16 protein-coding genes are annotated in these 19,903 nt (G+C 34.6%); 6 read left to right on the top strand and 10 right to left on the bottom strand.

The window, feature by feature from the left end; genetic code table 11:
* Positions 1-3: 3 nt before the first annotated feature.
* Entirely contained in the window at positions 4-549 is a 546-nt protein-coding gene (locus tag B0A80_RS10785; RefSeq protein WP_089077292.1) for a dihydrofolate reductase family protein, read from the bottom strand.
* A gap of 165 nt (positions 550-714) precedes the next feature.
* On the opposite strand from B0A80_RS10785, the gene B0A80_RS10780 reads away from it, so the two are divergent.
* Entirely contained in the window at positions 715-1,773 is a 1,059-nt protein-coding gene (locus tag B0A80_RS10780; RefSeq protein ID WP_089077291.1) for a serine hydrolase domain-containing protein, read from the top strand.
* 57 nt (positions 1,774-1,830) lie between these two features.
* On the opposite strand, the gene B0A80_RS10775 is transcribed toward B0A80_RS10780, so the two are convergent.
* Both B0A80_RS10775 and B0A80_RS10770 read right to left on the bottom strand, forming a co-directional pair.
* The gene (locus tag B0A80_RS10775; RefSeq protein ID WP_017497784.1) at positions 1,831-3,021 is read right to left on the bottom strand and encodes a pyridoxal phosphate-dependent aminotransferase; all 1,191 of its coding nucleotides are present in this window, start codon (positions 3,019-3,021) and stop codon (positions 1,831-1,833) included.
* A gap of 69 nt (positions 3,022-3,090) precedes the next feature.
* Complete coding sequence (locus tag B0A80_RS10770; protein ID WP_017497785.1) at positions 3,091-4,185, bottom strand: fatty acid desaturase family protein; 1,095 nt, start codon at positions 4,183-4,185, stop codon at positions 3,091-3,093.
* 108 nt (positions 4,186-4,293) lie between these two features.
* Between B0A80_RS10770 and rsmG the strand changes: the two genes are divergently transcribed.
* Positions 4,294-4,923, top strand: a complete 630-nt coding sequence (gene rsmG / locus B0A80_RS10765) for a 16S rRNA (guanine(527)-N(7))-methyltransferase RsmG (protein WP_017497786.1) — start codon at positions 4,294-4,296, stop codon at positions 4,921-4,923.
* Positions 4,924-5,007: 84 nt separating this feature from the next.
* Here the strand turns inward: rsmG and B0A80_RS10760 are convergent, their stop codons facing one another.
* Positions 5,008-5,739: a hypothetical protein gene (locus B0A80_RS10760; RefSeq protein WP_070908682.1), complete on the bottom strand. Its 732-nt coding sequence runs from the start codon at positions 5,737-5,739 to the stop codon at positions 5,008-5,010.
* A gap of 483 nt (positions 5,740-6,222) precedes the next feature.
* On the opposite strand from B0A80_RS10760, the gene B0A80_RS10750 reads away from it, so the two are divergent.
* The 3 genes from B0A80_RS10750 to B0A80_RS10740 all read left to right on the top strand — a co-directional run bounded on the left by B0A80_RS10750 (position 6,223) and on the right by B0A80_RS10740 (position 9,943).
* Entirely contained in the window at positions 6,223-7,278 is a 1,056-nt protein-coding gene (locus B0A80_RS10750) for a sensor histidine kinase (protein ID WP_089077289.1), read from the top strand.
* Positions 7,275-7,994 carry a LytR/AlgR family response regulator transcription factor gene (locus B0A80_RS10745; RefSeq protein WP_089077288.1) on the top strand — a complete coding sequence of 240 codons (720 nt, stop codon included), beginning with the start codon at positions 7,275-7,277 and terminating at the stop codon, positions 7,992-7,994. Before B0A80_RS10750 ends, B0A80_RS10745 begins: the two co-directional genes overlap by 4 nt.
* 200 nt (positions 7,995-8,194) lie before the next feature.
* A complete protein-coding gene (locus B0A80_RS10740; RefSeq protein WP_165769245.1) occupies positions 8,195-9,943 on the top strand; it encodes a CocE/NonD family hydrolase in 1,749 nt (582 codons plus the stop codon).
* Positions 9,944-9,987: 44 nt separating this feature from the next.
* Here the strand turns inward: B0A80_RS10740 and B0A80_RS10735 are convergent, their stop codons facing one another.
* Positions 9,988-10,692, bottom strand: coding sequence for a LytR/AlgR family response regulator transcription factor (locus B0A80_RS10735; protein ID WP_070908686.1), 705 nt, complete (start codon positions 10,690-10,692; stop codon positions 9,988-9,990).
* 103 nt (positions 10,693-10,795) lie between these two features.
* On the bottom strand, positions 10,796-11,848 hold the full coding sequence (locus tag B0A80_RS10730) for a sensor histidine kinase (protein WP_165769244.1): 1,053 nt from the start codon (positions 11,846-11,848) through the stop codon (positions 10,796-10,798).
* A gap of 308 nt (positions 11,849-12,156) precedes the next feature.
* On the opposite strand from B0A80_RS10730, the gene B0A80_RS10725 reads away from it, so the two are divergent.
* Positions 12,157-13,230: an NHL repeat-containing protein gene (locus B0A80_RS10725; protein ID WP_124020568.1), complete on the top strand. Its 1,074-nt coding sequence runs from the start codon at positions 12,157-12,159 to the stop codon at positions 13,228-13,230.
* 121 nt (positions 13,231-13,351) lie between these two features.
* Here the strand turns inward: B0A80_RS10725 and pruA are convergent, their stop codons facing one another.
* The 4 genes from pruA to B0A80_RS10705 form a co-directional block, all read right to left on the bottom strand.
* The gene (gene pruA / locus B0A80_RS10720) at positions 13,352-14,977 is read right to left on the bottom strand and encodes an L-glutamate gamma-semialdehyde dehydrogenase (protein WP_017497795.1); all 1,626 of its coding nucleotides are present in this window, start codon (positions 14,975-14,977) and stop codon (positions 13,352-13,354) included.
* Positions 14,978-15,131: 154 nt separating this feature from the next.
* The gene (apaG, locus tag B0A80_RS10715; protein ID WP_008467225.1) at positions 15,132-15,518 is read right to left on the bottom strand and encodes a Co2+/Mg2+ efflux protein ApaG; all 387 of its coding nucleotides are present in this window, start codon (positions 15,516-15,518) and stop codon (positions 15,132-15,134) included.
* Between the two features lie 79 nt (positions 15,519-15,597).
* Entirely contained in the window at positions 15,598-16,860 is a 1,263-nt protein-coding gene (locus B0A80_RS10710; RefSeq protein ID WP_089077284.1) for a type IX secretion system plug protein, read from the bottom strand.
* Positions 16,861-16,942: 82 nt separating this feature from the next.
* On the bottom strand, positions 16,943-19,849 hold the full coding sequence (locus B0A80_RS10705) for a DEAD/DEAH box helicase (RefSeq protein WP_089077283.1): 2,907 nt from the start codon (positions 19,847-19,849) through the stop codon (positions 16,943-16,945).
* Between the last annotated feature and the right edge of the window lie 54 nt (positions 19,850-19,903).

Below are 19,903 nucleotides of genomic sequence, written 5' to 3'. Positions count from 1 at the left end.
TTTTTATTTAACGGGTTCGTAAATAAGCTGTATTACACCCGATTTAAAAATATTGGTGGTCAGTAACTTTAATTCTAATCTTTCTTTTAAGTCTTCAAATAGTGGTTTTCCGCTTCCCAGAGCTATTGGATGAACTGATATTCTATAGGTATCAATAAGATTTAATTGAATAAAAGTTTTAATAAGGCTCGCTCCGCCATATAACCAGATATCTTTTCCCGATTGTTTTTTGATTTCGTTTGCCTTAGCTGCGATGTCAGAATTGATAAAAGAGGCATTGTCGTCTTCTCTGTTTTGACTGGAAAAAACATATTTGTTCTTTGTATGTACTTCTTTCCAAAGTGACTTTTCAGTAGGACTTGCATTTTCATCGGGTTGATAATTTCCCCACATATCATAGCTCACTCTGCCATAAAAAATGGTGTCTATACTGGATAAGAATCCATCAAAATTCATATCATCATCCATGATACACCAATCTGTTTCTCCGTTGGGACCTTCAATAAAACCATCTAAAGTTACAGCCAGATCTAAAATTATTTTTTTCATTTGGGAATGTTTTTCTGTTAAGAGTAACTGTAAAAATAATCTAAAAAATAATGCTCGTTAGAAAAAAGGATACCATAAAATTTGAACAACTACTGTTTTTTGTTTTGTAACCTAAAGTGGAGTGATATCGTCAAAAGAAGAATCAACCCTTAATTAGATTATCAGATGAGAGTAATTTTTAGAATTTTTGTTGTTTTCTTTCTACTTTTTCATTCTTTCGTTTTTGCTCAGAATTTAGAAGCTAAAATTGACAGTTTATTAACTGCTAAATTTAAACCTGAAAACCCCGGGGCTGTTTTTCTGGGGGTGAAGAAAGGAAAAGTAGTGTATCGAAAAGCTTTTGGAATGGCTAATTTAGAAATGGATGTTCAAATGAAACCCGAGTCTGTTTTTGAAATCGGATCCATGACCAAGCAATTTACGGCTGTTGCTGTTTTGATGCTTGCAGAGCAGGGGAAGCTTAAACTTGATGATGAAATCACGAAATTTATTCCCGATTATCCAACCAATGGAAATAAGATTACCCTGCATCATTTGTTAACACATACTTCCGGAATTAAGGATTTTACCGGTATGAAAGCGATAAAAGATATAGCCCGACGAGATTTGTCGCCAAAAGAATTAGTTGATTTCTTTAAGAATGAACAGGTTGATTTTAAACCCGGGGAACAGTATAAGTATTGCAATTCCGGCTATGTTCTTTTGGGATATATAATTGAAATTGCATCAGGTCAGACGTATGAAGAATTTGTAACGCAACATATTTTTAAGAAAATAGGGATGGAAAATACCTATTACGCGAGCCATGATAAAATGATTAAAAACAGGGCTTCCGGTTATCGGGACAGGAATGGTTTTAGTAATGCCAATTATATCAGTTTCTCTATTCCGTATGCTTCGGGATCGATTATGTCAAACGTCGATGATTTATGGAAGTGGCAAAATGCAGTAAAGAGTAATGCCTTATTGAGTCCTGCTTTCACAGTAAAAGCTTTTACGAATTATCAGTTGAACAACAAAACGAATATAGATTACGGCTACGGCTGGCATTTAGAAAAAATAAAAAATAAAATGGTGTATGAGCATGGTGGAAGCATTTTTGGATTTAAATCGATGGGGATTTACGAACCGACAGAACAGGTTTATGTAGTAGGGTTAAGTAATTGCGATTGCAATTCGCCGACTGCAATTACAAAAGAGATCGCTTCGCTTTTAATCGACTAGATAAAAAAAAGGGTGTTTTCGAAAGAAAACACCCTTTTGGTTATTGTTTGTATGGCATTATGCAGTCAAAGCTTCTTTGATTCTGCGTAAAGCTTCTTTTAAAATATCATCGCTTGTAGCATAAGAGAAACGGATACAATTTGGGTTTCCAAAAGCATCACCTGTTACCGTTGCTACATTAGCCTCAGCCAATAAATACATCGAAACATCGTTTGCATCTTTAATTTCAGTTCCTCTTAATGTTTTTCCGAAGAAAGAAGATACATCAGGGAAAACGTAGAAAGCTCCTTCCGGAACGTTGATTTTTACACCTGGAATTTCTTTAAGCAATCCAACAACTAAATCTCTACGGGTATGGAAAGCCTGAACCATGTGGTTTAATACACTTGGATCGGCTTCTACAGCTGTAATTGTGGCACGTTGTGCTACAGAATTTGCACCAGAAGTTACTTGTCCCTGGATTTTTACGCATGCTTTTGCAATGAATTCAGGAGCTCCGATATAACCAATTCTGTATCCTGTCATAGCAAATGCTTTTGCAACTCCGTTTACAGTGATCGTTTTTTCTAACATTCCCGGAATTGATCCGATGCTGCAGAAAGTCCCTGAGAAATTGATGTGCTCATAAATTTCGTCTGAAACTACATAAATATTTGGATGTTTTTCCAACACTTTTGCAAGCGCTGTCAATTCTTCTCTGCTGTATACAGATCCGGATGGGTTGCAAGGAGAAGAGAACCACATCATTTTTGTTTTTGGTGTGATGGCAGCTTCTAATTGCTCAGGCGTCATTTTGAAATCAGTATCTACAGAAGTAGGAACTTCAACCGGAACTCCGCCTGAAAGTTTTACGATTTCAAAGTAAGAAACCCAGTAAGGTGCCGGTAAAATAACCTCGTCACCATCGTTTAACATTACTTGGGCAATATTGTATAAAGATTGTTTTGCACCTGTAGAAACCACAATTTGAGATGGTTTGTATTCTAATGCATTGTCTCTTTTGAATTTTTTGCAGATTGCTTCTCTCAATTCTAAATAACCTTCTACCGGAGAATAAGTACTGTAGTTTTCGTCTACTGCTTTTTTAACTGCTTCTTTAATGAAATCCGGCGTATTGAAATCCGGTTCTCCTAAACTTAAACTGATAATGTCTTTTCCCTGTGCTTTTAATTCGCGTGCTAAAGCAGCCATTGCTAAAGTTTGTGATGTCGCTAAGTTGTTGATTCTGTCTGAAAGAATATGATTCATTATAAAATTTTTGAATGTCTTTAATTTCAACTTTAATTAAAGACGGTTAATGATTAATAGTTTCTTATTTTATGCTAGCTCGGGTTTTATTCCAAGATCTCTTAAGTGTCTGTAATGTGCTAATACAGCTCCTCTCATCGTTTTAAATTCATGATAAGGCAAGTTGCATTCGATGGCCGTTTGTTTTACGATTTCGGCAATTTTTCCGTAGTGAATATGACTGATATTTGGAAAAATGTGATGCTCGATCTGGTGGTTTAATCCTCCGGTAAACCAGTTGACAACTTTGTTTTTTGGTGCAAAATTAGCGGTGGTGTACAACTGATGAATGGCCCAGGTGTTTTCTATTTCTCCATCTTCATTCGGAACAGGATTTGAAGTTTCTTCTACTACGTGTGCCAATTGAAAAACGATACTTAAAATTAATCCGGCTGTGTAATGCATTACGAAAAACCCGATCACGACTTTCCACCATATTACCCCCAAAATCATTGGTAAAGCGATCCAGATTAAAATATAAATTATTTTTGTGATCACGAGAACGGTCCATAATTTGGTTGGACTTTGCGGCGCTCCGTAAGATAATTTTCTTTTAATATAGTCTTTCATTTGCTTGAAATCGGTTGTTAAGGCCCAGTTGAAAGTCAATAGTCCATATAAGAAAAAAGAATAGTAATGTTGAAATTTATGAAAACGACGCCATTCTGCATTTTGTGTAAAGCGGATAATTCTTCCGGCATCAAGATCTTCATCATGACCGTGAATGTTCGTATACGTATGGTGAAGTACGTTATGTTGTACCTGCCAGTTGTGAACGTTTCCGGCTAATACGTAAATACTTCCCCCCATGATTTTATTGATCCATGATTTAGAAGAGTACGACCCGTGATTTCCATCGTGCATGACATTCATTCCAATTCCGGCCATACCAACTCCCATAAGGATATTTAGGAGTAATTGTGCCCAAAAAGGCATGTTAAGCGTTAATATTAAAAAATAGGGTGTTAAAAAAACAGCGAAAAGAATAATGGCTTTTAAATGCAGCTTCCAGTTTCCTGTTTTCTGAATATTGTTCTCTTTGAAGTAATTGTTTACTCGTGAGTTAAGCGTTCTGAAGAACTTCAGATTGTCTTGCTTCGCAAATGTAGGCGCAGTGTTATTCATAATTATTTTAAATAGGTTTCAAAGGTAATTATTATAAATTTTCAATTTGCAAAATTGAGTTAAATATTTCAATCGTAAAGTACTACTTTTGTTAAAAAAATTAGAGCAATGGATGAGATATTGAAATATTTTCCGGATTTGACTGAACTTCAAATCCAGCAATTTCAAAAGTTAGACTTTTTGTACCACGACTGGAATGAAAAAATCAATGTTATTTCAAGAAAAGATATTGATGCCTTATATACAAAACACATTTTGCACTCGCTTGGAATTGCTAAAATTATGAAGTTTGAACCGGGGGCAACAGTTTTGGATGTAGGTACCGGAGGTGGGTTTCCAGGAATTCCGTTGGCCATTCTTTTTCCTGAAACCCGTTTTTATCTGATTGATGTCATAGCAAAAAAAATTAAGGTGGTTCAGGGAGTTGTAGACGCATTAGAATTGAAAAATGTTAAAGCAGAACAAAAGCGTGCTGAATTGGTAAAAGGCGATTTTGATTTTATTGTAAGCCGTGCCGTAACCAATATGCCGGATTTTGTTTCGTGGGTAAAAGGTAAAATAAAGAAGCAGCATAAACACACTTTGAAAAATGGAATTCTATATTTAAAAGGAGGAGACTTAACAGAAGAATTGGCAGCTTTTCCAAAAGCTACTTTATATGATTTGTCGACTATTTTTGAAGATGAATTCTTTGAAACTAAAAAAGTGGTCCATTTGCCTTTAAAGTTCACTGTTTAGAAGCTATAAAAGAACCCAATAATGTTTGTTTGTTTTCAGAGCATTATTGGGTTTTGTATTTAAAATAGTATTAGTACATCATAATTAGGAAACTTTTTGTGATAGTTGAAGGAACGGATTACTCTTTTGATCTGAATTTTGGATGTATTTATTCACCGCTTTTTCTGATGCCATAATGGTATATCGAAATTTAGGATTAAAGAAAAAATCGCGACAGATTAAGGACTCGTTATGAGAATCGTATACCTTTTCATCCGTTTCATCAAGATCTTCATTTGCATATGGACACGGATACAAATAAGTTAATTGTATAATGATATTGTTGAACCAATTGTCAAAAACGTTTTTCTTAGGCGTTATATGACGGGCAAGCAGTACCAGTCCTAAAATTTCATTTTGTAAAAAGTAAGATCCTTTTCTATATCTTACATCGATCATTCTCACGGTCATATGTGCTACCCATAATGGACCATTTATAGGGCCTGAAGCCGGGATATCAAAATTAGTGTCAAATAATAAAGGGCTTGATAACTCCGGATCTTTAGTTGAGCACCAAAGTGCTTCGATGCGTTTTTCGGTATCAGTGATACTGGTATTATGGCCTAAAAAACGCCAGTAGATCCACTCCAGTAAAGCAGCACTAAGTCCTACCGTTGCTTTATGATTAATATTTAACAATTTAGTTTCGAGTTCTTTGTATTCATCCAGAGGATCTAAGAACTTTTCCATCTTCTTTTTATTCCATTTGAAATCAATTGGATGCCCAATATGTTTTGAGTTTAGAATAATCTGCGGAGCATTTTTCAAGCTTTTCATAAGTCAATTGTTGATTTTTTTGGTTGATTCCTTTGTTGAAAGTGGATTGTATAGTAATTGTTTATGAAGTTTATTTCTCGGTTTTTTGTGATTAAGATTTATGTTTTTTCTTGAGGTTATGCTGCAAATTTATGTTGGGTTTTTCTTTTTTAATGTAACGACAGGACATATAAATAACATGATAAGACAAAGTTCTAATTTGTAATGACTCTAAATTAATATGAAAGAAAAAACATATGATTTTATTTGTTAATGGATTTTTTTTGTAAGTAAAAACACCTTTGTTCTCTTTGGTTTTATGAAATAAAAAAAACAGATAAAAGCCAGGTTTCATTTAAGATCCGGTTTTTGTATGTTTTATGTGTTAATTCAGGAAAGAACGTCATTCGTCTACAGTTATCTTTCGCTTATGTACTTTTATTTGCTCAATCTCTGTTAGTGGAATATCTTTACTACAGCATAACAATTTTTGGCTTGAGAATAATGGTAAAATTATCTGCATATTGGAAAATTCAGCTCATTGGATGGGCGGCAACTTCTTTGTATTGGGGAGTTTCGGCTTTTTTTGGCAGTAGTTTTATGTGGACAATTGGCATAGCTGATTTTGTATTAGATGTGTTTATCGGTATTTCATTAACGCATCTTTACAGAAATTTTGCTTTGAAAAGAGGTTGGAATAAGCTCAGTCTGAAAAAATTGGTTCCAAGAATGGTGTTGAGTGTTCTTATACTTTCTGTGTTGTACATGCTTTTGATTGTGGGGAAACTTTACCTTGTGCGGCTATTTGTTTTAAAAAGCACATCAATTTCATTTATTTCGTTTTTACAATCCACGCAGTTGCAGGTTTTTATTACTGGTACCAGACTAATGTCTATTTGGGTGCTGGCTTATCATCTGTATCATTATTCAAGATTAGAGATTGAAACCGTAAAAGAAAATGCCAGATTGTCTATTATATTAAAAGAAGCACAATTGAATAATCTGAGTACACAGCTTAATCCGCATTTCTTTTTTAATTCACTGAACAGTATTAAATTTTTGGTATTAGAAGATCCGCATTCGGCACGACGGGCGATTGACCTTTTATCTGATTTGCTTCGGAATTCTTTAAATAATAATATAGGAAATTTAGTAGTCTTAAGCGATGAAATCAGTCTGGTTAGGGATTATTTGGAGTTGGAAAAAATACGATTTGAAGAACGTCTACAGGTACAAATTGAAGTAGATAGCAATCTGTCTGATCATTTAGTTTTACCTTTAAGTATTCAGGCACTGGTGGAGAATGCAATAAAACATGGAATTGAAAAAAGAAAAGAAGGAGGAGCTGTTACCGTAAAAGTAGAGCAGTTGGGCAGTTTTATAAACATCAGTGTTCAAAATTCGGGGAAGCTTAATAAAGAGATTAAGGATTTTTCAGGTATTGGATTGAGTAATCTGAAAGAGAGATTGCTGTTGCAATACAAAGGAAGAGCTTCTTTTGAAATTAAAGAAATGGAGAGGGAAACCGTTTTGGCAACTATTTTATTCCCATCAGAATGAGAAAGATAAAAGTTATAATAGTAGACGATGAACGTTTGTCCAGAGAAGAACTAAAAAGGGCACTGGAACCTCATGAAGATTTTGTTCTTGTTGGAGAAGCAGGAAATGCCGATGAAGCCAAAAGTCTGATTGAAGCCAAAATGCCGGATCTGATCTTTTTGGATATTCAGATGCCTGAAAAATCCGGTTTCGATTTACTGGAATCTCTCGATAATGCACCGGCAGTACTTTTTACAACGGCTTATAATGAATATGCTGTGCGGGCTTTCGAAGTAAATGCTTTAGATTATTTAATGAAACCGATAAGGGAAGAACGTTTTGCAAAAGCAATTGAAAAAATAAGAAATACTTTATCCGGAAAGTATTCTTTGGGAGACGTTGCAGTAAAAGACCGTAAGATTTTCATTAAAGATGGAGAGAAAAGATTCTTTATTCAGTTGGATGAAATTTATCTGATCGAATCTCTTGAAAATTACACCAGACTTTTTTTTCAGGATAAAAAAGCTCTTCAGAGACGTTCCCTCCGCCAATGGGAAGAAATGCTGGATGCGAATGTTTTTTTTAGAATAAACAGAACCGAAATTATAAACCTTAATCACATTCGGGAAGTTAACAGAACCGCTAGCGGCAAACTGGAAGTAACGTTAAAAACGGGAGAATTCTTAGAAGTTTCAAACCGTCAGGCCGTGAAGTTTAAAAATCTTAATGGGATTTAATTAAAAAAAGAAAAACTCATTCTTTTTAAATCGCTATAGCAAAAGAAGAGGTAATACAAATGAAGCCGTTTTTAGAGGTACTGAAAACAGCGGGACGCAGTGTGTTGTTTTTGGATTAAAATTCCGGAAAAATAAAACCCAGATCTGACATGACTGATTCGTTTAAAATTGCAACAAAACTACTTAAATCAAATAACTCAATGAGACTAATTTTAAAATTGGTGTTTTTTATTTTTTCAGTAATCAACACCTATGCACAACAGACAAGTGTGACAAGATCAAAAGATCTGGAAAGCGCTTATGACATTCAGGACAGTGTAATGATTAAAACCAGAGATGGTGCTTTAATATCAGCAATGGTTGTTCGGAAAAAAGGGAATTTAACTCCCCAGCCGGTCATCTATCAGCATACCATTTATGCCAGAGAAAAAGGCAGAGATCTCAAATCTTTAAAAGCAGCGGCAGATAAGGATTATATAGGGGTCATGTCGTATTCACGCGGGAAACGATTTAGTCCTGATGAAATAACGCCTTATGAAAACGAGACGAATGATACTTATGATGTTATCGACTGGATTAGTAAACAGAAGTGGTGCAACGGAAGTGTCGGGATGTATGGCGGAAGTTATAACGGGTTTACGCAATGGGCAGCGTGTAAAAAAATGCACCCTGCACTTAAAACGATAGTTCCGTATGTTGCTTCCAGACCGGGAATGGGGTTGCCAATGGAGAATAACGTTTTTATAAACCCTAATTACGAATGGGCGTTTTACGTTGGAAATAACAAATATCTGGATACGGTTGCGGGAAACGACAGACAGCGCTTCAGGAATATGCAGTTTAAGTGGTGGGAAACCGGTGTGGCTTACAAAAAAATGGATAGCATTGACGGCACTCCGAACCAATTCTTTCAAAAGTGGATCAAGCACCCGTCATTTGACGAATACTGGCAGAAAATGGCACCATACGGAAAAGAATTTTCGCAGATCAATATTCCGGTTTTAGCCATTGATGGTTACTATAATGATTCTCAAAATTCAGGATTGTATTATTTGAGAGAATTGGAGAAATACAACCCGAAAGCCGACTCGTATTTAATCATTGGCCCGTACGGTCATTTTGGTGCACAAGTAGGGGGTGATGCTGTGCTGAATGGTTACAAAGTGGATGAGGTTGCTCTAATTAATACCTATAAAATAACCTATCAATGGTTTGATTATATTTTGAAGGGCAAACCCAAACCGGCAATCTTAAAAGACAGAATCAATTATGAGGTAATGGGAGCTAATGAGTGGAGAAGTGCTCCGTCTATTGCTAAAATGAGTAATAGTTTGCTAACGTTGTATCTTACCAATGATCCGGCAGAGAAAGGAAAATTTTACTCGTTGAATGCCACAAAACCGGGTAAGAAAAGTTATTTGCCGCAGGAAGTTGATTTTGCAGACCGACAAACCATTAATAACGATTATTATCCCGATCCCATTATTGATAACGAAGTAGATACGTCCAATGGTTATGTTTTTATAAGTGAACCTTTTAGTCAGCCGATAGTGGTAAATGGAGCATTTTTGGGAGAAATAAAGGCCAGCATCAATAAAAAAGACATGGATATTGGAGTTACCTTGTTTGAAGTAACGCCGGATGGAAAATATTTTGAGCTGTCTTATTTTATAGGAAGGGCAAGTTATGCGAAGGATATTACGAAAAGAAATTTGCTTCAGCCCAATAAAATAGAAAGTATTCCTTTCTCCAATACCCGTTTGGTGAGTAAACAATTGGGTAAAGGAAGCAGATTGTTGATTACTTTGAATGTAAACAAAAATGCTTTTTCGGAATTGAATTATGGGACGGGGAAGGAGGTCAGCAGCGAAACAATTAAAGATGCCAAAGAACCTTTAAAAATCAAATGGTACAACGATAGTTTTGTACAGATTCCAATTTGGAAATAAAAGAAAGAATCCCAATCTTATTTGTTTTTAAGATTGGGATTTTTTTATTTCAGTAAAGCTGTATCTAAATGATGTAACCAATTTTCTTTATAGCTATTTCCTATTGGTATTGCTACTGTATTTATTTCAACTTCATTCTTAGAATAAGCTGTTAGTTTTTTGATCTGAATGATATAAGAACGGTGAACACGCACAAAATTGGAATCTAATTGTTTCTCAAAAACAGAAATATTCTGCTTAATATGATGTGATTTTCCGTTTTCGAGATGAATGGTAATATAATCTTTCAGGCTTTCAATAAATAAGATTTCATCAAATACAATTTTAATATTTCTGCTTCCGCTGGTTACAAAAACATGATTTTCAGAGTCTGATTTTGTTTCCTTTTTTAATGGCTGTACTTGTTTGAATTTTTCTATCGAGACAAAAAAACGATCAAAAGTGATAGGTTTTAAGAGATAATCAATGACATTAAGTTCATAACCTTCTATGGCATATTCCCGATAAGCCGTTGTGAAAATTACCTTAGGCGGATTTTTTAATTTCTTTAAAAATTCATTGCCTTTTAAGAGTGGCATTTCTATATCTAAAAAAATCAAATCGACTGTGTTTGTTTCTAAAAAAGTATAAGCATTCAGTGCGTTTTCGAAAGAATCGATTAGTTCGAAATTTTGAAAATTCACTAAATGAGAAGCAATTAATTCTCTTGCCAAAGGTTCGTCGTCAATGATGATGCATCTGTATTTCATTCAAAAAAGAATATTTTTTAGAAAATCTAATTTATGGGTTTTGAATAAGCTTTGGTTATAGCTCTAAAAAAATCTTAGGAGTTTTCATTTTGTAAGCTTAAAATTAAATGTTGAGGTAAAGTTTAACAGCATAAGTAATTTGTGTTTCTTCAATTTCTAATTGATGTTTTTTAGGATATAATAAATCCAATTGTTTGCGAACATTGACCAAACCAATTTTAGATTTATCTGAAGTTTTACCAAAATCGTTTTTAGGTTTTGTGTTGTCAATGCTAAAAATGATTTGTTGTTTTTTGCTTTCTAAATGCAAAGAAATTATTGCTTTTTCAGTTTCGTTAATTACACCATGTTTAAAGGCATTTTCGATAAAAGTTAATAGAATTAAAGGAGATATCTTATTACTCACTTCAATGTTTTTTGTAAATGAAATAGTCAGTCTGCTTTCGCTGTAGCGTAATTTTTCCAGACCAATATAATTTTCAATTAATGCAATTTCTTTTTCGATCGATACATAATCTTCGTTACAGCGATATAAAACAAAATCTAAAATTTCAGATAATTTAGCGATAACTTCCGGTGCTTTATTATCTTTTTTTAAGGTTAAAGTGTAGAGATTGTTCAATGTATTAAAGAGGAAATGTGGATTCAGTTGATTTTTTAGGATCTTCAGTTCCATTGATTTTTTTTCTTCTTCTAATTTTAAAAGCCGTTGTTGTTTACGGTTAAAACTTATAAAGCCTAAAATAATAACAGGATAGGTAAGGAATGAGAATTCTCTCAGCATCAATTTAACCGAAGTTAATCTTTCAATAACGGTCATTTTATGACCAGGCCAGTAATCAAAGAAACCCGGAAATTTTGGTTCGAGATAATAAAATTTTAAAATCATTAAAAGGGCAAAAACGAAATAAAGCCAGCCTAATGCGGAAACTGTAAAAAGTAAATATTTCTTTTTGTTTAATGTCTGAGGAATAATCCAATAAATCAGACCATACCCAACAGCTGCCTGTGCTACAATTTTCCAGGAATATATAAATAGAAAAGCATAAGAATCTTCGTTATCAGCTTTATTCGAAAAATAAAAAAATAAAAAGAAAATCCAGTAAAAACAATGAAGTGCTGCTCTTTTTAAATCAATTTGTTTGATGAAATTCATTAGCATATTTTAAATAGGAGCAAGATAACAAAATATAGAAATAAGCTCTGTTTAGGACTATAAATAATGAGATTTTGCCCTCAATAACAGCATTTCAGCATACGAATACAACAGAATTGAATTATTCATTATTTGATTGCTAAAACAGCCTTTTCGGTTGCGCTTGTAATTAGCAGAAGTTCTTGCAATTATATTCGCTTAAAAATAATTATGATCAAATTTATCCTTGTATTGATTCTATTTCTAAGCAACATGTTGAAATAAAATCTCCTTAAAATAATAAACGGGCCTAAAACGAAATGAAAAAAATGATTAAACACACAATTGGTATTCTGATTTTAATAAGTTCTTTAAACTTATTTTCGCAGGAAAAAAAACAAGAAATTAAATACAACGAGACTTCTAAAGTAATCAAGCCTGCTTTGTTTGCAGACTTGGGCGAAACTTGCCAAACTCCGGACGGAATGGCTCTTGATAAGAAAGGAAATTTATTTCTTTCGATTACAAATGCAATTTCATTTGAAAAGTACGGCAGTAAAATTTTAACTTTCGATAAGAATGATAAACCGATAACCTGGTTCGACAAATTACCATTACATCCTGTTACACAAAAAGTACATCCGATGGGAATGGAGTTTGGCCCTGATGGGAATCTATATATTATGGACAATCAGTTTTTTGCGAATAGAGAGAATTTCTCCAGATTACTAAGAATTATCGTAAAAGACGGGAAGCCTGTAAAAGCTGAGGTTTTAGCCGAAGGATTTAATTTTGGAGAAGCCGTAAGATGGTTTAAAAATCGAATTTATATTACAGATGCTTTATTTGAAAATCGAAGAGAAAGCGGAATTTATAGTTTTTCGTTAGAGGAATTGAATCAGAAAATGATTGCTCTGGATTCATCAAATAAGAAAAATTATCTGATTGCAACTTTTATCTTAAAACCTGAAGTTACCAAGAGTACCATTGGGATTGATGGAATTGCTTTTGATAAAAAAGGAAATCTATATGCGGGAAATTTTGGTGATGGAGTAATTACTAAAATAGAATTCTACTGTGATGGAAAAGTAAAATCTAAAAAAGTTGTTTTTGATTCGGATAAATTAAAATGTTGCGATGGCTTTTTTTATGATAAAAAGCGAAACTCTATTTTCATTGCCAATTATGAAAATAATAGTGTACACGAATTAAATTTAGATACAAATACGATTTCTTTAATTTGGGAAAATGATAATGCTGACGGTTCTGACGGGCAATTAGATAATCCTTGTGAGACTATTGTTTATAAAGGAAAATTGTTAGTTGTAAATTACGATACTTTTGAGGGAGAAAAGAATAAAGGCGCAGATCGTTTTCATACTATTTCCAGTTTTAAATTATAAGTCCTGTCCAGAAATAAAAAAAAACAATAGGTTAAACAAAACAAAACAAAAGCCAAATCTAAAAACTTAGATTTGGCTTTTTAATATTGACTTTAAGACTTTTGACTTTCCAGCTTTAAGACTATCCTAAGAAAGGATATCTGTAATCTTCAGGAGTTACAAAGGTTTCTTTGATGGTTCTAGGAGATGCCCAACGCAATAAGTTCAATGCAGAACCTGCTTTATCGTTAGTTCCAGAAGCTCTTGCTCCACCAAATGGCTGCATTCCTACAACAGCTCCTGTTGGTTTATCGTTGATGTAGAAGTTACCTGCAGCATTTTGTAATTTTACTGTAGCTACTTCAATTGCATAGCGATCCTGGCTAAATACCGCTCCTGTTAAAGCGTACTCAGAAGTAGTATCTACTAATTCTAAAGTCTCTTCCCATTTAGCATCTTCGTAAACATAAATAGTGATTACAGGTCCGAATAATTCGGTTTCCATTGTAGTATATTTTGGGTTTGTAGTTACGATAACCGTTGGCTCAATAAAGTATCCAACTGATTTATCGTAGTTTCCACCAACGATGATTTCAGCATCAGCATCTTTTTTAGCCTGGTCGATGTAGCTCGCCAATTTATCAAAAGAACCTTCGTGGATAACCGCCGTAATAAAGTTTCCGAAATCTTCCGGAGAACCCATTTTCATTGATTTTACATCGGCAACTAATTGTTCTTTAACCGCTGGCCATAAACTTTGCGGGATATAAGCTCTTGAAGCTGCAGAACATTTTTGCCCTTGAAATTCAAATGCACCACGGGCAATTCCTGTAGCCACTTGTTTTACGTTAGCGCTTGGGTGTGCAATGATAAAATCTTTACCACCAGTTTCTCCAACGATTCTAGGGTAAGTTTTGTAGTGGTGAATGTTAGCACCAATTTTAGCCCAGATGTCTTTAAATACATGAGTTGATCCTGTAAAGTGAACTCCTGCAAAATCACGACTTGCTAAAACAGTATCTGTAATCATTAAAGCATCACCAAAAACAACATTGATAACGCCATCAGGAACACCTGCTTCTTTGAAAATATCAATAATGATTTTTGCAGAGAAAACCTGACTGTCGCTTGGTTTCCAAACCACAACATTACCCATCATAGCAGCACTTGCAGGAAGATTAGCAGCGATAGCAGTAAAGTTGAAAGGAGTAATCGCGTAAACGAAACCTTCAAGAGGTCTGTATTCTAAACGGTTCCATGTAGAAGAATCTGATTTTGGCTGATCTCCGTAAATCTGAGTCATGAATTCTACGTTGTAACGTAAAAAGTCGATTAGCTCACAAGCAGCATCAATTTCTGCCTGGTGAATATTTTTAGACTGACCGATCATTGTTGCAGCATTAATGCGGGCTCTGTATGGTCCTGCAATAAGCTCAGCAGCTTTTAAGAAAATAGCAGCACGTTGTTCCCATGCCATATTTGCCCATGCTTTTCTTGATTCAAGAGCGTTGGCAATCGCTTTTTCGATATGTTGTTTTTCAGCTAAGTGGTAGGTTCCTACGATATGTTTGTGATCGTGAGGAGCTGATATTGTTCTTGTATTTCCAGTTCTGATTTCTTCGCTTCCGATGTATAACGGCACGTCGATTTTAGAGTTCCATAAAGTAGTGTAAGCTGCCTGAACTGCTGCTTTTTCTGGTGAGTTAGGTGCGTATCCTTTTACCGGTTCGTTTACCGCTTTTGGTACGTGAAAGAATCCTTTTAGCATGTTATTTAAAATTAGATAATTAGACAATTTAAGAATTAGACGATTTGATTGTTACGAATAATCTAACGCTGCACAAAAGTACAAAGGATAAATTAATAATTTGTCAAATTTGTGATTAAGATAACGATAAAAAAGGGAGTTTTAAACCTAATTTTTAGTTTAAAGCAAAAGGAGCACACATTCTGAAAGTAGGAACAATTACTTTGAATGTTTTGGTAGTGGTAAAGTTGATCATATTAAAATGACCTTTCATTGCCCCATATGGAGACGATAATAAACAGCCTGAACTATAAGTGTGATTTTCGCCGGGTTTTAAAACCGGTTTTTTGCCAATTACGCCTTCACCGTCAACTACTTCGAGGTCGTTTAACGAGTCGAAAATTTCCCAGTGACGGGAAGTTAACTGAACAGAATCTTTGCTGTGATTTTCGATTGTAACGACATAGCTAAAAGCAAAGTGAATCTTATAGTTCTTGAAGTAAGTACCTTCAAAACTAGTCAAAACAGATATTTTTATGCCTCTTGTTATCTGAGAAACCATACTAAAGTAGTATATATGTGTGCGTTATAGGTGCAAAGCTACGAAAAAAAATCTTTCTGCCTAAATCCTTAACAATGTTTTAATTTATGATGTTTATCGAGTTTGCATTTCCTTTGCCAATCACTCTCTGGTATCGATCTGTACTTTCTCTGTAATACACCAGGATGGTATATTCATTCTCAGTCTGATAAAAGTTTCCGTCTATGGCATTTTCATAATCAATCACTCCTTTTTTATCGGCAACCGTGTATTGAAAAGCAGTAAAACCCTGTTTGATCATTACGGCTTTTTCAAATATTCCTTTCTCTGAATTATAATCCATCTTATATTCCGGAGACAGGCTGTAATTGTTGAACATCCCGCTGATATAAATATCCTTATTCGAGGCTCTGAAAGTTGGGGCCGACAGACTGAAATATACCCAGGCATAGTCAGCTTCGATTTCATTGTTGGAAGCATTGATATTTTTCACTACGAAATTTCCGTTTACATCCTGATTGTTCGAGTAAATCTGATTGGCTCTTGCCAGATTGGTAAACAAATAAGAGTTATAAATGTCGCCGCTGCTTCCTACCTTGGCTACATTGGTGCTAGCCGCGCGGATGTCTTTGTTTTCAAAATACAAAAACTCGTTACCGCCCCAAAACTGAGTTTCTTTATCGTATTTGTACACCAGCTGATTCCCAATGGTGTATTGCGGCACAATATTTTTAATAGAAGTGTTAAAGTTGCCATTCTGTAGCAGCAGCACTTTTACATTTTGCAGCGGAGTCTGAAAAACAATATCATTAGAGCTGATATTAAAATCCAGATTTTGTTTGTGTTCTATGTTAGACAAATCCCGGCTTCTTTTTACCTGAGTCGCTACAGTACAGTGATTTTCGTATAAGATAAATTTTCTGGATAGCACAACTTCTTTGTCCTCATTTAAAATACGAAGCATATAATTGCCAGAAAGACGCAATTGACTGGTAAACTGATTCGGGAAAGGAAGTCGGTAATGCGAATAGATTTGAAGTGTATTGAACGAATTCGAATAGTCAGTAATTCGCTGATTGTCAAAACCGATGATATAGTCTGTTTTCGGAATATCAGACGGTTTCCAGTTGTAGTCGCAGTGTATCACTTCAAAATAATAATTGGCTTCATTGCCAAATAAATCGTCAAATTGAAATTGAAATGCTTCCCCCAATTCGAAGATCGGAATCACATTACTGCCGTTCTGAACAAAAGAGACGGTTTTAATATTGTAAGGCGGATTTACTTCAGTTTGTACTTCCTGAGCAGTAGCCGAAGCAAAAATGAAAAATATAAGGAGGTTTCTAAATAATTTTTTTGGCATCTTATTAAGTTGTAAGATTGTAAATATAACAATTTTATAGAACCTAATAAGATGCTGTTTTACAGGTTTTGAAAACAAATTATCAGGAGCCCAGCAGGTATTCCAGATTAGCTTCAATTTCGTCGCTGATATGACTTTCTTCCAAAAGCGAATCCGAGAGTAGTTTTTTGTTTTCCTGTAATTTGATGATTTTTTCTTCGACTGTATTTTTTGAAATGAAACGAACTACGTTTACTTTGTTCAATTGTCCGATACGATGTGCTCTTCCTACTCCCTGTTTCTCTGCAAAAGGATTCCACCAGGGATCAAGGAATAAGACATAAGAAGCCTTGGTAATGTTGAGACCAACGCCACCCGCCTTAAGGGAAATAAAGAATAACAAAGGGTTTTCTTTTTCCTGAAATCGTTTTACCTGCTGTTCTCTTTTTTGTGACGGAGTTTCACCGGTAATCTCGCAATATTCTATTTTGTTTTCTTTACACCAATCCGTATAAAAATTCAAATTGGTCACAAAGGAGCTAAAAATGATGACTTTTTGTTTTCCCTTGACTAAGTTTTTCAGGTAATTCGTAACGGCAATGTATTTTCCGGAATCTACTTCAGAATCCTGATCGACCATTTTGGGATGATTGCTCAGTTGTCTCAGCTTCATTAAAGTATTGATAATACTAATTTTATCAGGACCTGATCCATCCGTTTTCAGTAAAAAGTTACGTGCTTTTGATTTCTCTTTTTCGTATAGTTTTTCCTGTTCAGCATCCATATTGCAGTAATAAACTTGCTCTGTCAATTCCGGTAAATCTTTTAAAACCTGTTCTTTGGTTCTTCTTAAAATATAAGGCTGGATCAGGTTTTTTAATTCATTTAAAACTTCTTCGTTCTGTTTTTTCTCAATAGGGTTTTTGAAATTCTCCATGAAAAAAGCATAACTCCCCAAAATATCAGGATTGATAAACTGCATCTGCGACCATAAATCGTCAAGTGAATTTTCGATTGGTGTACCGCTCAAAGCAATTTTATGTCCCGTGCTGATCTTATTGATGGCTTTAAAAATCTTAGAATCTTTGTTTTTAATGTATTGACTCTCGTCTAAAATTAAATAGCGGAAATCATATTTTTCTAAAATAGAAATATCACGATGAACAATGCTGTAACTCGTAAAAATTAAATCGGTTGAATTTAATCTGCTTGCCAGTAATTTTCGGTCATTGCCCACATATTGCATTTTCGAAAAATGAGGCGTAAACTTTCCGGCTTCATTGTACCAGTTAAAAACCAAAGAAGAAGGGAGAACGATCAAGGCCTTCAGAGGTTCTCTTTCGATAGTCGTATCGTTTGAGAATAAATCAAAATTGGTCGTTTTAGTCGTAAAGCCCAATTGTTCCTGTACCGCAACTAAAACCGCTAAAGTCTGCAGCGTTTTTCCAAGTCCCATATCATCGGCCAGACACGCGCCGAGATTGGCATTAAAGTGACCTAAAAGCCATTTTACACCATCAATCTGATACGGTCTCAAGGTTGCTTTTAGTAAATCGGAAGCTGTAAATTCAGCTTTATGAATCTGGTCCGGATCATTGGAGATTTCTGAAATTCCGTCTAAAGCAGTAAAATTACTTTTACGCAACAAAACAGTTCCGTTTTCTGTCTTTGCCAATTTTGCCAGAGAACCGTATTTGCTAAACCATTCCAGCGGAATCAAAAAGTAATTTCCGTCAGGCAACATAAAGAGTCTTTCTTTGCTTTTTATGTTTGGAATTATTTCGCTGAAATTGATTTTATAAGGACCAATTGTGATGATTATTTTAATGTCGAACCAATCGGCTTTCGTTTCTTTTGCAATTGAAATCGTGTTGCTTTCGGTGATGATTTCTTTGCTTTCGAGTTTGAGATTCTGAATGGTAAAACCCAGACTTTCGAGTGGTTCTTTATGGTCAATAATGAATTGAATATTGACATACGGATCAGAGGTCTCGGCATTTGAACTCAATCCAAACAATTCATTTTTGATTTTTGTTAAACCAAGACTGAGTAATTTGTCTGTATAGGAAATCTCATCAGCGCTTCGTTTGAACTGAATAATTTTAGGTTCGTTGGCAACACTAAAATCCACAAAAGAGTGTGTTTTTTTAGTTTTACCCGCATCAAAAGAATAACCGTTATAGTCAAAAAAAAGGTTGAGGTAATAACAGTTTTTAAAGAAATCAAAAACAGGCTGAATCGTGCAGGAGACAATGGTGTCGCGGAGCTCAATTTCAAAGCCGGTAGATTCGATGTCGATTTTTTTGGCTATTTCCGGAATGAAATTCTTGAAGTAATTGTCAACTAGTTTTGATGGTATTTCGATTGATTTCTTCTTTAAAAAAGGCAGCAGTTTTTTAGAATTAAGTTCTTTTAACTGCCCAAGTTTTTTGTCGATGATCAACCAGCTTGGTTCGTCCAAAAGAATATCTACACTTTTATCCATTGGTAAAAATGTGGCTTCGCCTTCTTTTAAAGATAGAGTATAAGTAATGCCTTCGGCGTGTTTGTCAAATTGAATCTGAGGTTCAAATTCTAACGGATTTGTATCGACTCTCCAACGATAAAAATCCTTTTCGGCACTCATGTTAGCAGAGAATGGAAATTGTTCTTTTACAATTAGATTGTAAAAGGATTCTAAGTTAAATTTTAAATGCTGACGAATGGCAAATTCAATTTTGGAATCTTTTTGTAAATCAGCAATTGTTTTAGCCGATTTGATTTTGGCGCTGAATTTCTTGAAGATAAAATCAGGTTTTAAAGAGTCGCAAGCCGTCAGTATTTTTTTTGTATTGGAATCTAAATTTTCAAAAAGAACTCCAAAACTTTCAAGTACATCTGTACTCGCTTTTTTGTCCAGATATTTAATATCATCGGTATTCTCAATGATATAAGCTGTTGGGAGGTAGGTATTCAGGTTTTTTTCAAAACTGATGTCAAAGCAGAACTGAAATGATTTTGTAGGTTCCAAGATTTAGGGATTTGGTTGGCTTATAATTTAGAGATTGGGCAAAAAAATAAAGAG

The organism is Flavobacterium tructae (assembly GCF_002217475.1).
Lineage (GTDB): Bacteria > Bacteroidota > Bacteroidia > Flavobacteriales > Flavobacteriaceae > Flavobacterium > Flavobacterium tructae.
Note: the sequence above shows the minus strand (reverse complement) of the source record. Positions and strands in the feature narration are given on the sequence as shown.

Coding starts and splice junctions, on each gene's coding strand:
- B0A80_RS10745 (WP_089077288.1), top strand. CDS start 7,275: ATGAGAAAGATAAAAGTTATAATAGTAGACGATGAACGTTTGTCCAGA.
- apaG (WP_008467225.1), bottom strand. CDS start 15,518: ATGGTTTCTCAGATAACAAGAGGCATAAAAATATCTGTTTTGACTAGT.
- B0A80_RS10775 (WP_017497784.1), bottom strand. CDS start 3,021: ATGAATCATATTCTTTCAGACAGAATCAACAACTTAGCGACATCACAA.
- B0A80_RS10780 (WP_089077291.1), top strand. CDS start 715: ATGAGAGTAATTTTTAGAATTTTTGTTGTTTTCTTTCTACTTTTTCAT.
- B0A80_RS10740 (WP_165769245.1), top strand. CDS start 8,195: ATGAGACTAATTTTAAAATTGGTGTTTTTTATTTTTTCAGTAATCAAC.
- B0A80_RS10760 (WP_070908682.1), bottom strand. CDS start 5,739: ATGAAAAGCTTGAAAAATGCTCCGCAGATTATTCTAAACTCAAAACAT.
- B0A80_RS10725 (WP_124020568.1), top strand. CDS start 12,157: ATGATTAAACACACAATTGGTATTCTGATTTTAATAAGTTCTTTAAAC.
- pruA (WP_017497795.1), bottom strand. CDS start 14,977: ATGCTAAAAGGATTCTTTCACGTACCAAAAGCGGTAAACGAACCGGTA.
- rsmG (WP_017497786.1), top strand. CDS start 4,294: ATGGATGAGATATTGAAATATTTTCCGGATTTGACTGAACTTCAAATC.
- B0A80_RS10785 (WP_089077292.1), bottom strand. CDS start 549: ATGAAAAAAATAATTTTAGATCTGGCTGTAACTTTAGATGGTTTTATT.
- B0A80_RS10750 (WP_089077289.1), top strand. CDS start 6,223: ATGGTAAAATTATCTGCATATTGGAAAATTCAGCTCATTGGATGGGCG.
- B0A80_RS10730 (WP_165769244.1), bottom strand. CDS start 11,848: ATGAATTTCATCAAACAAATTGATTTAAAAAGAGCAGCACTTCATTGT.
- B0A80_RS10710 (WP_089077284.1), bottom strand. CDS start 16,860: ATGCCAAAAAAATTATTTAGAAACCTCCTTATATTTTTCATTTTTGCT.
- B0A80_RS10735 (WP_070908686.1), bottom strand. CDS start 10,692: ATGAAATACAGATGCATCATCATTGACGACGAACCTTTGGCAAGAGAA.
- B0A80_RS10770 (WP_017497785.1), bottom strand. CDS start 4,185: ATGAATAACACTGCGCCTACATTTGCGAAGCAAGACAATCTGAAGTTC.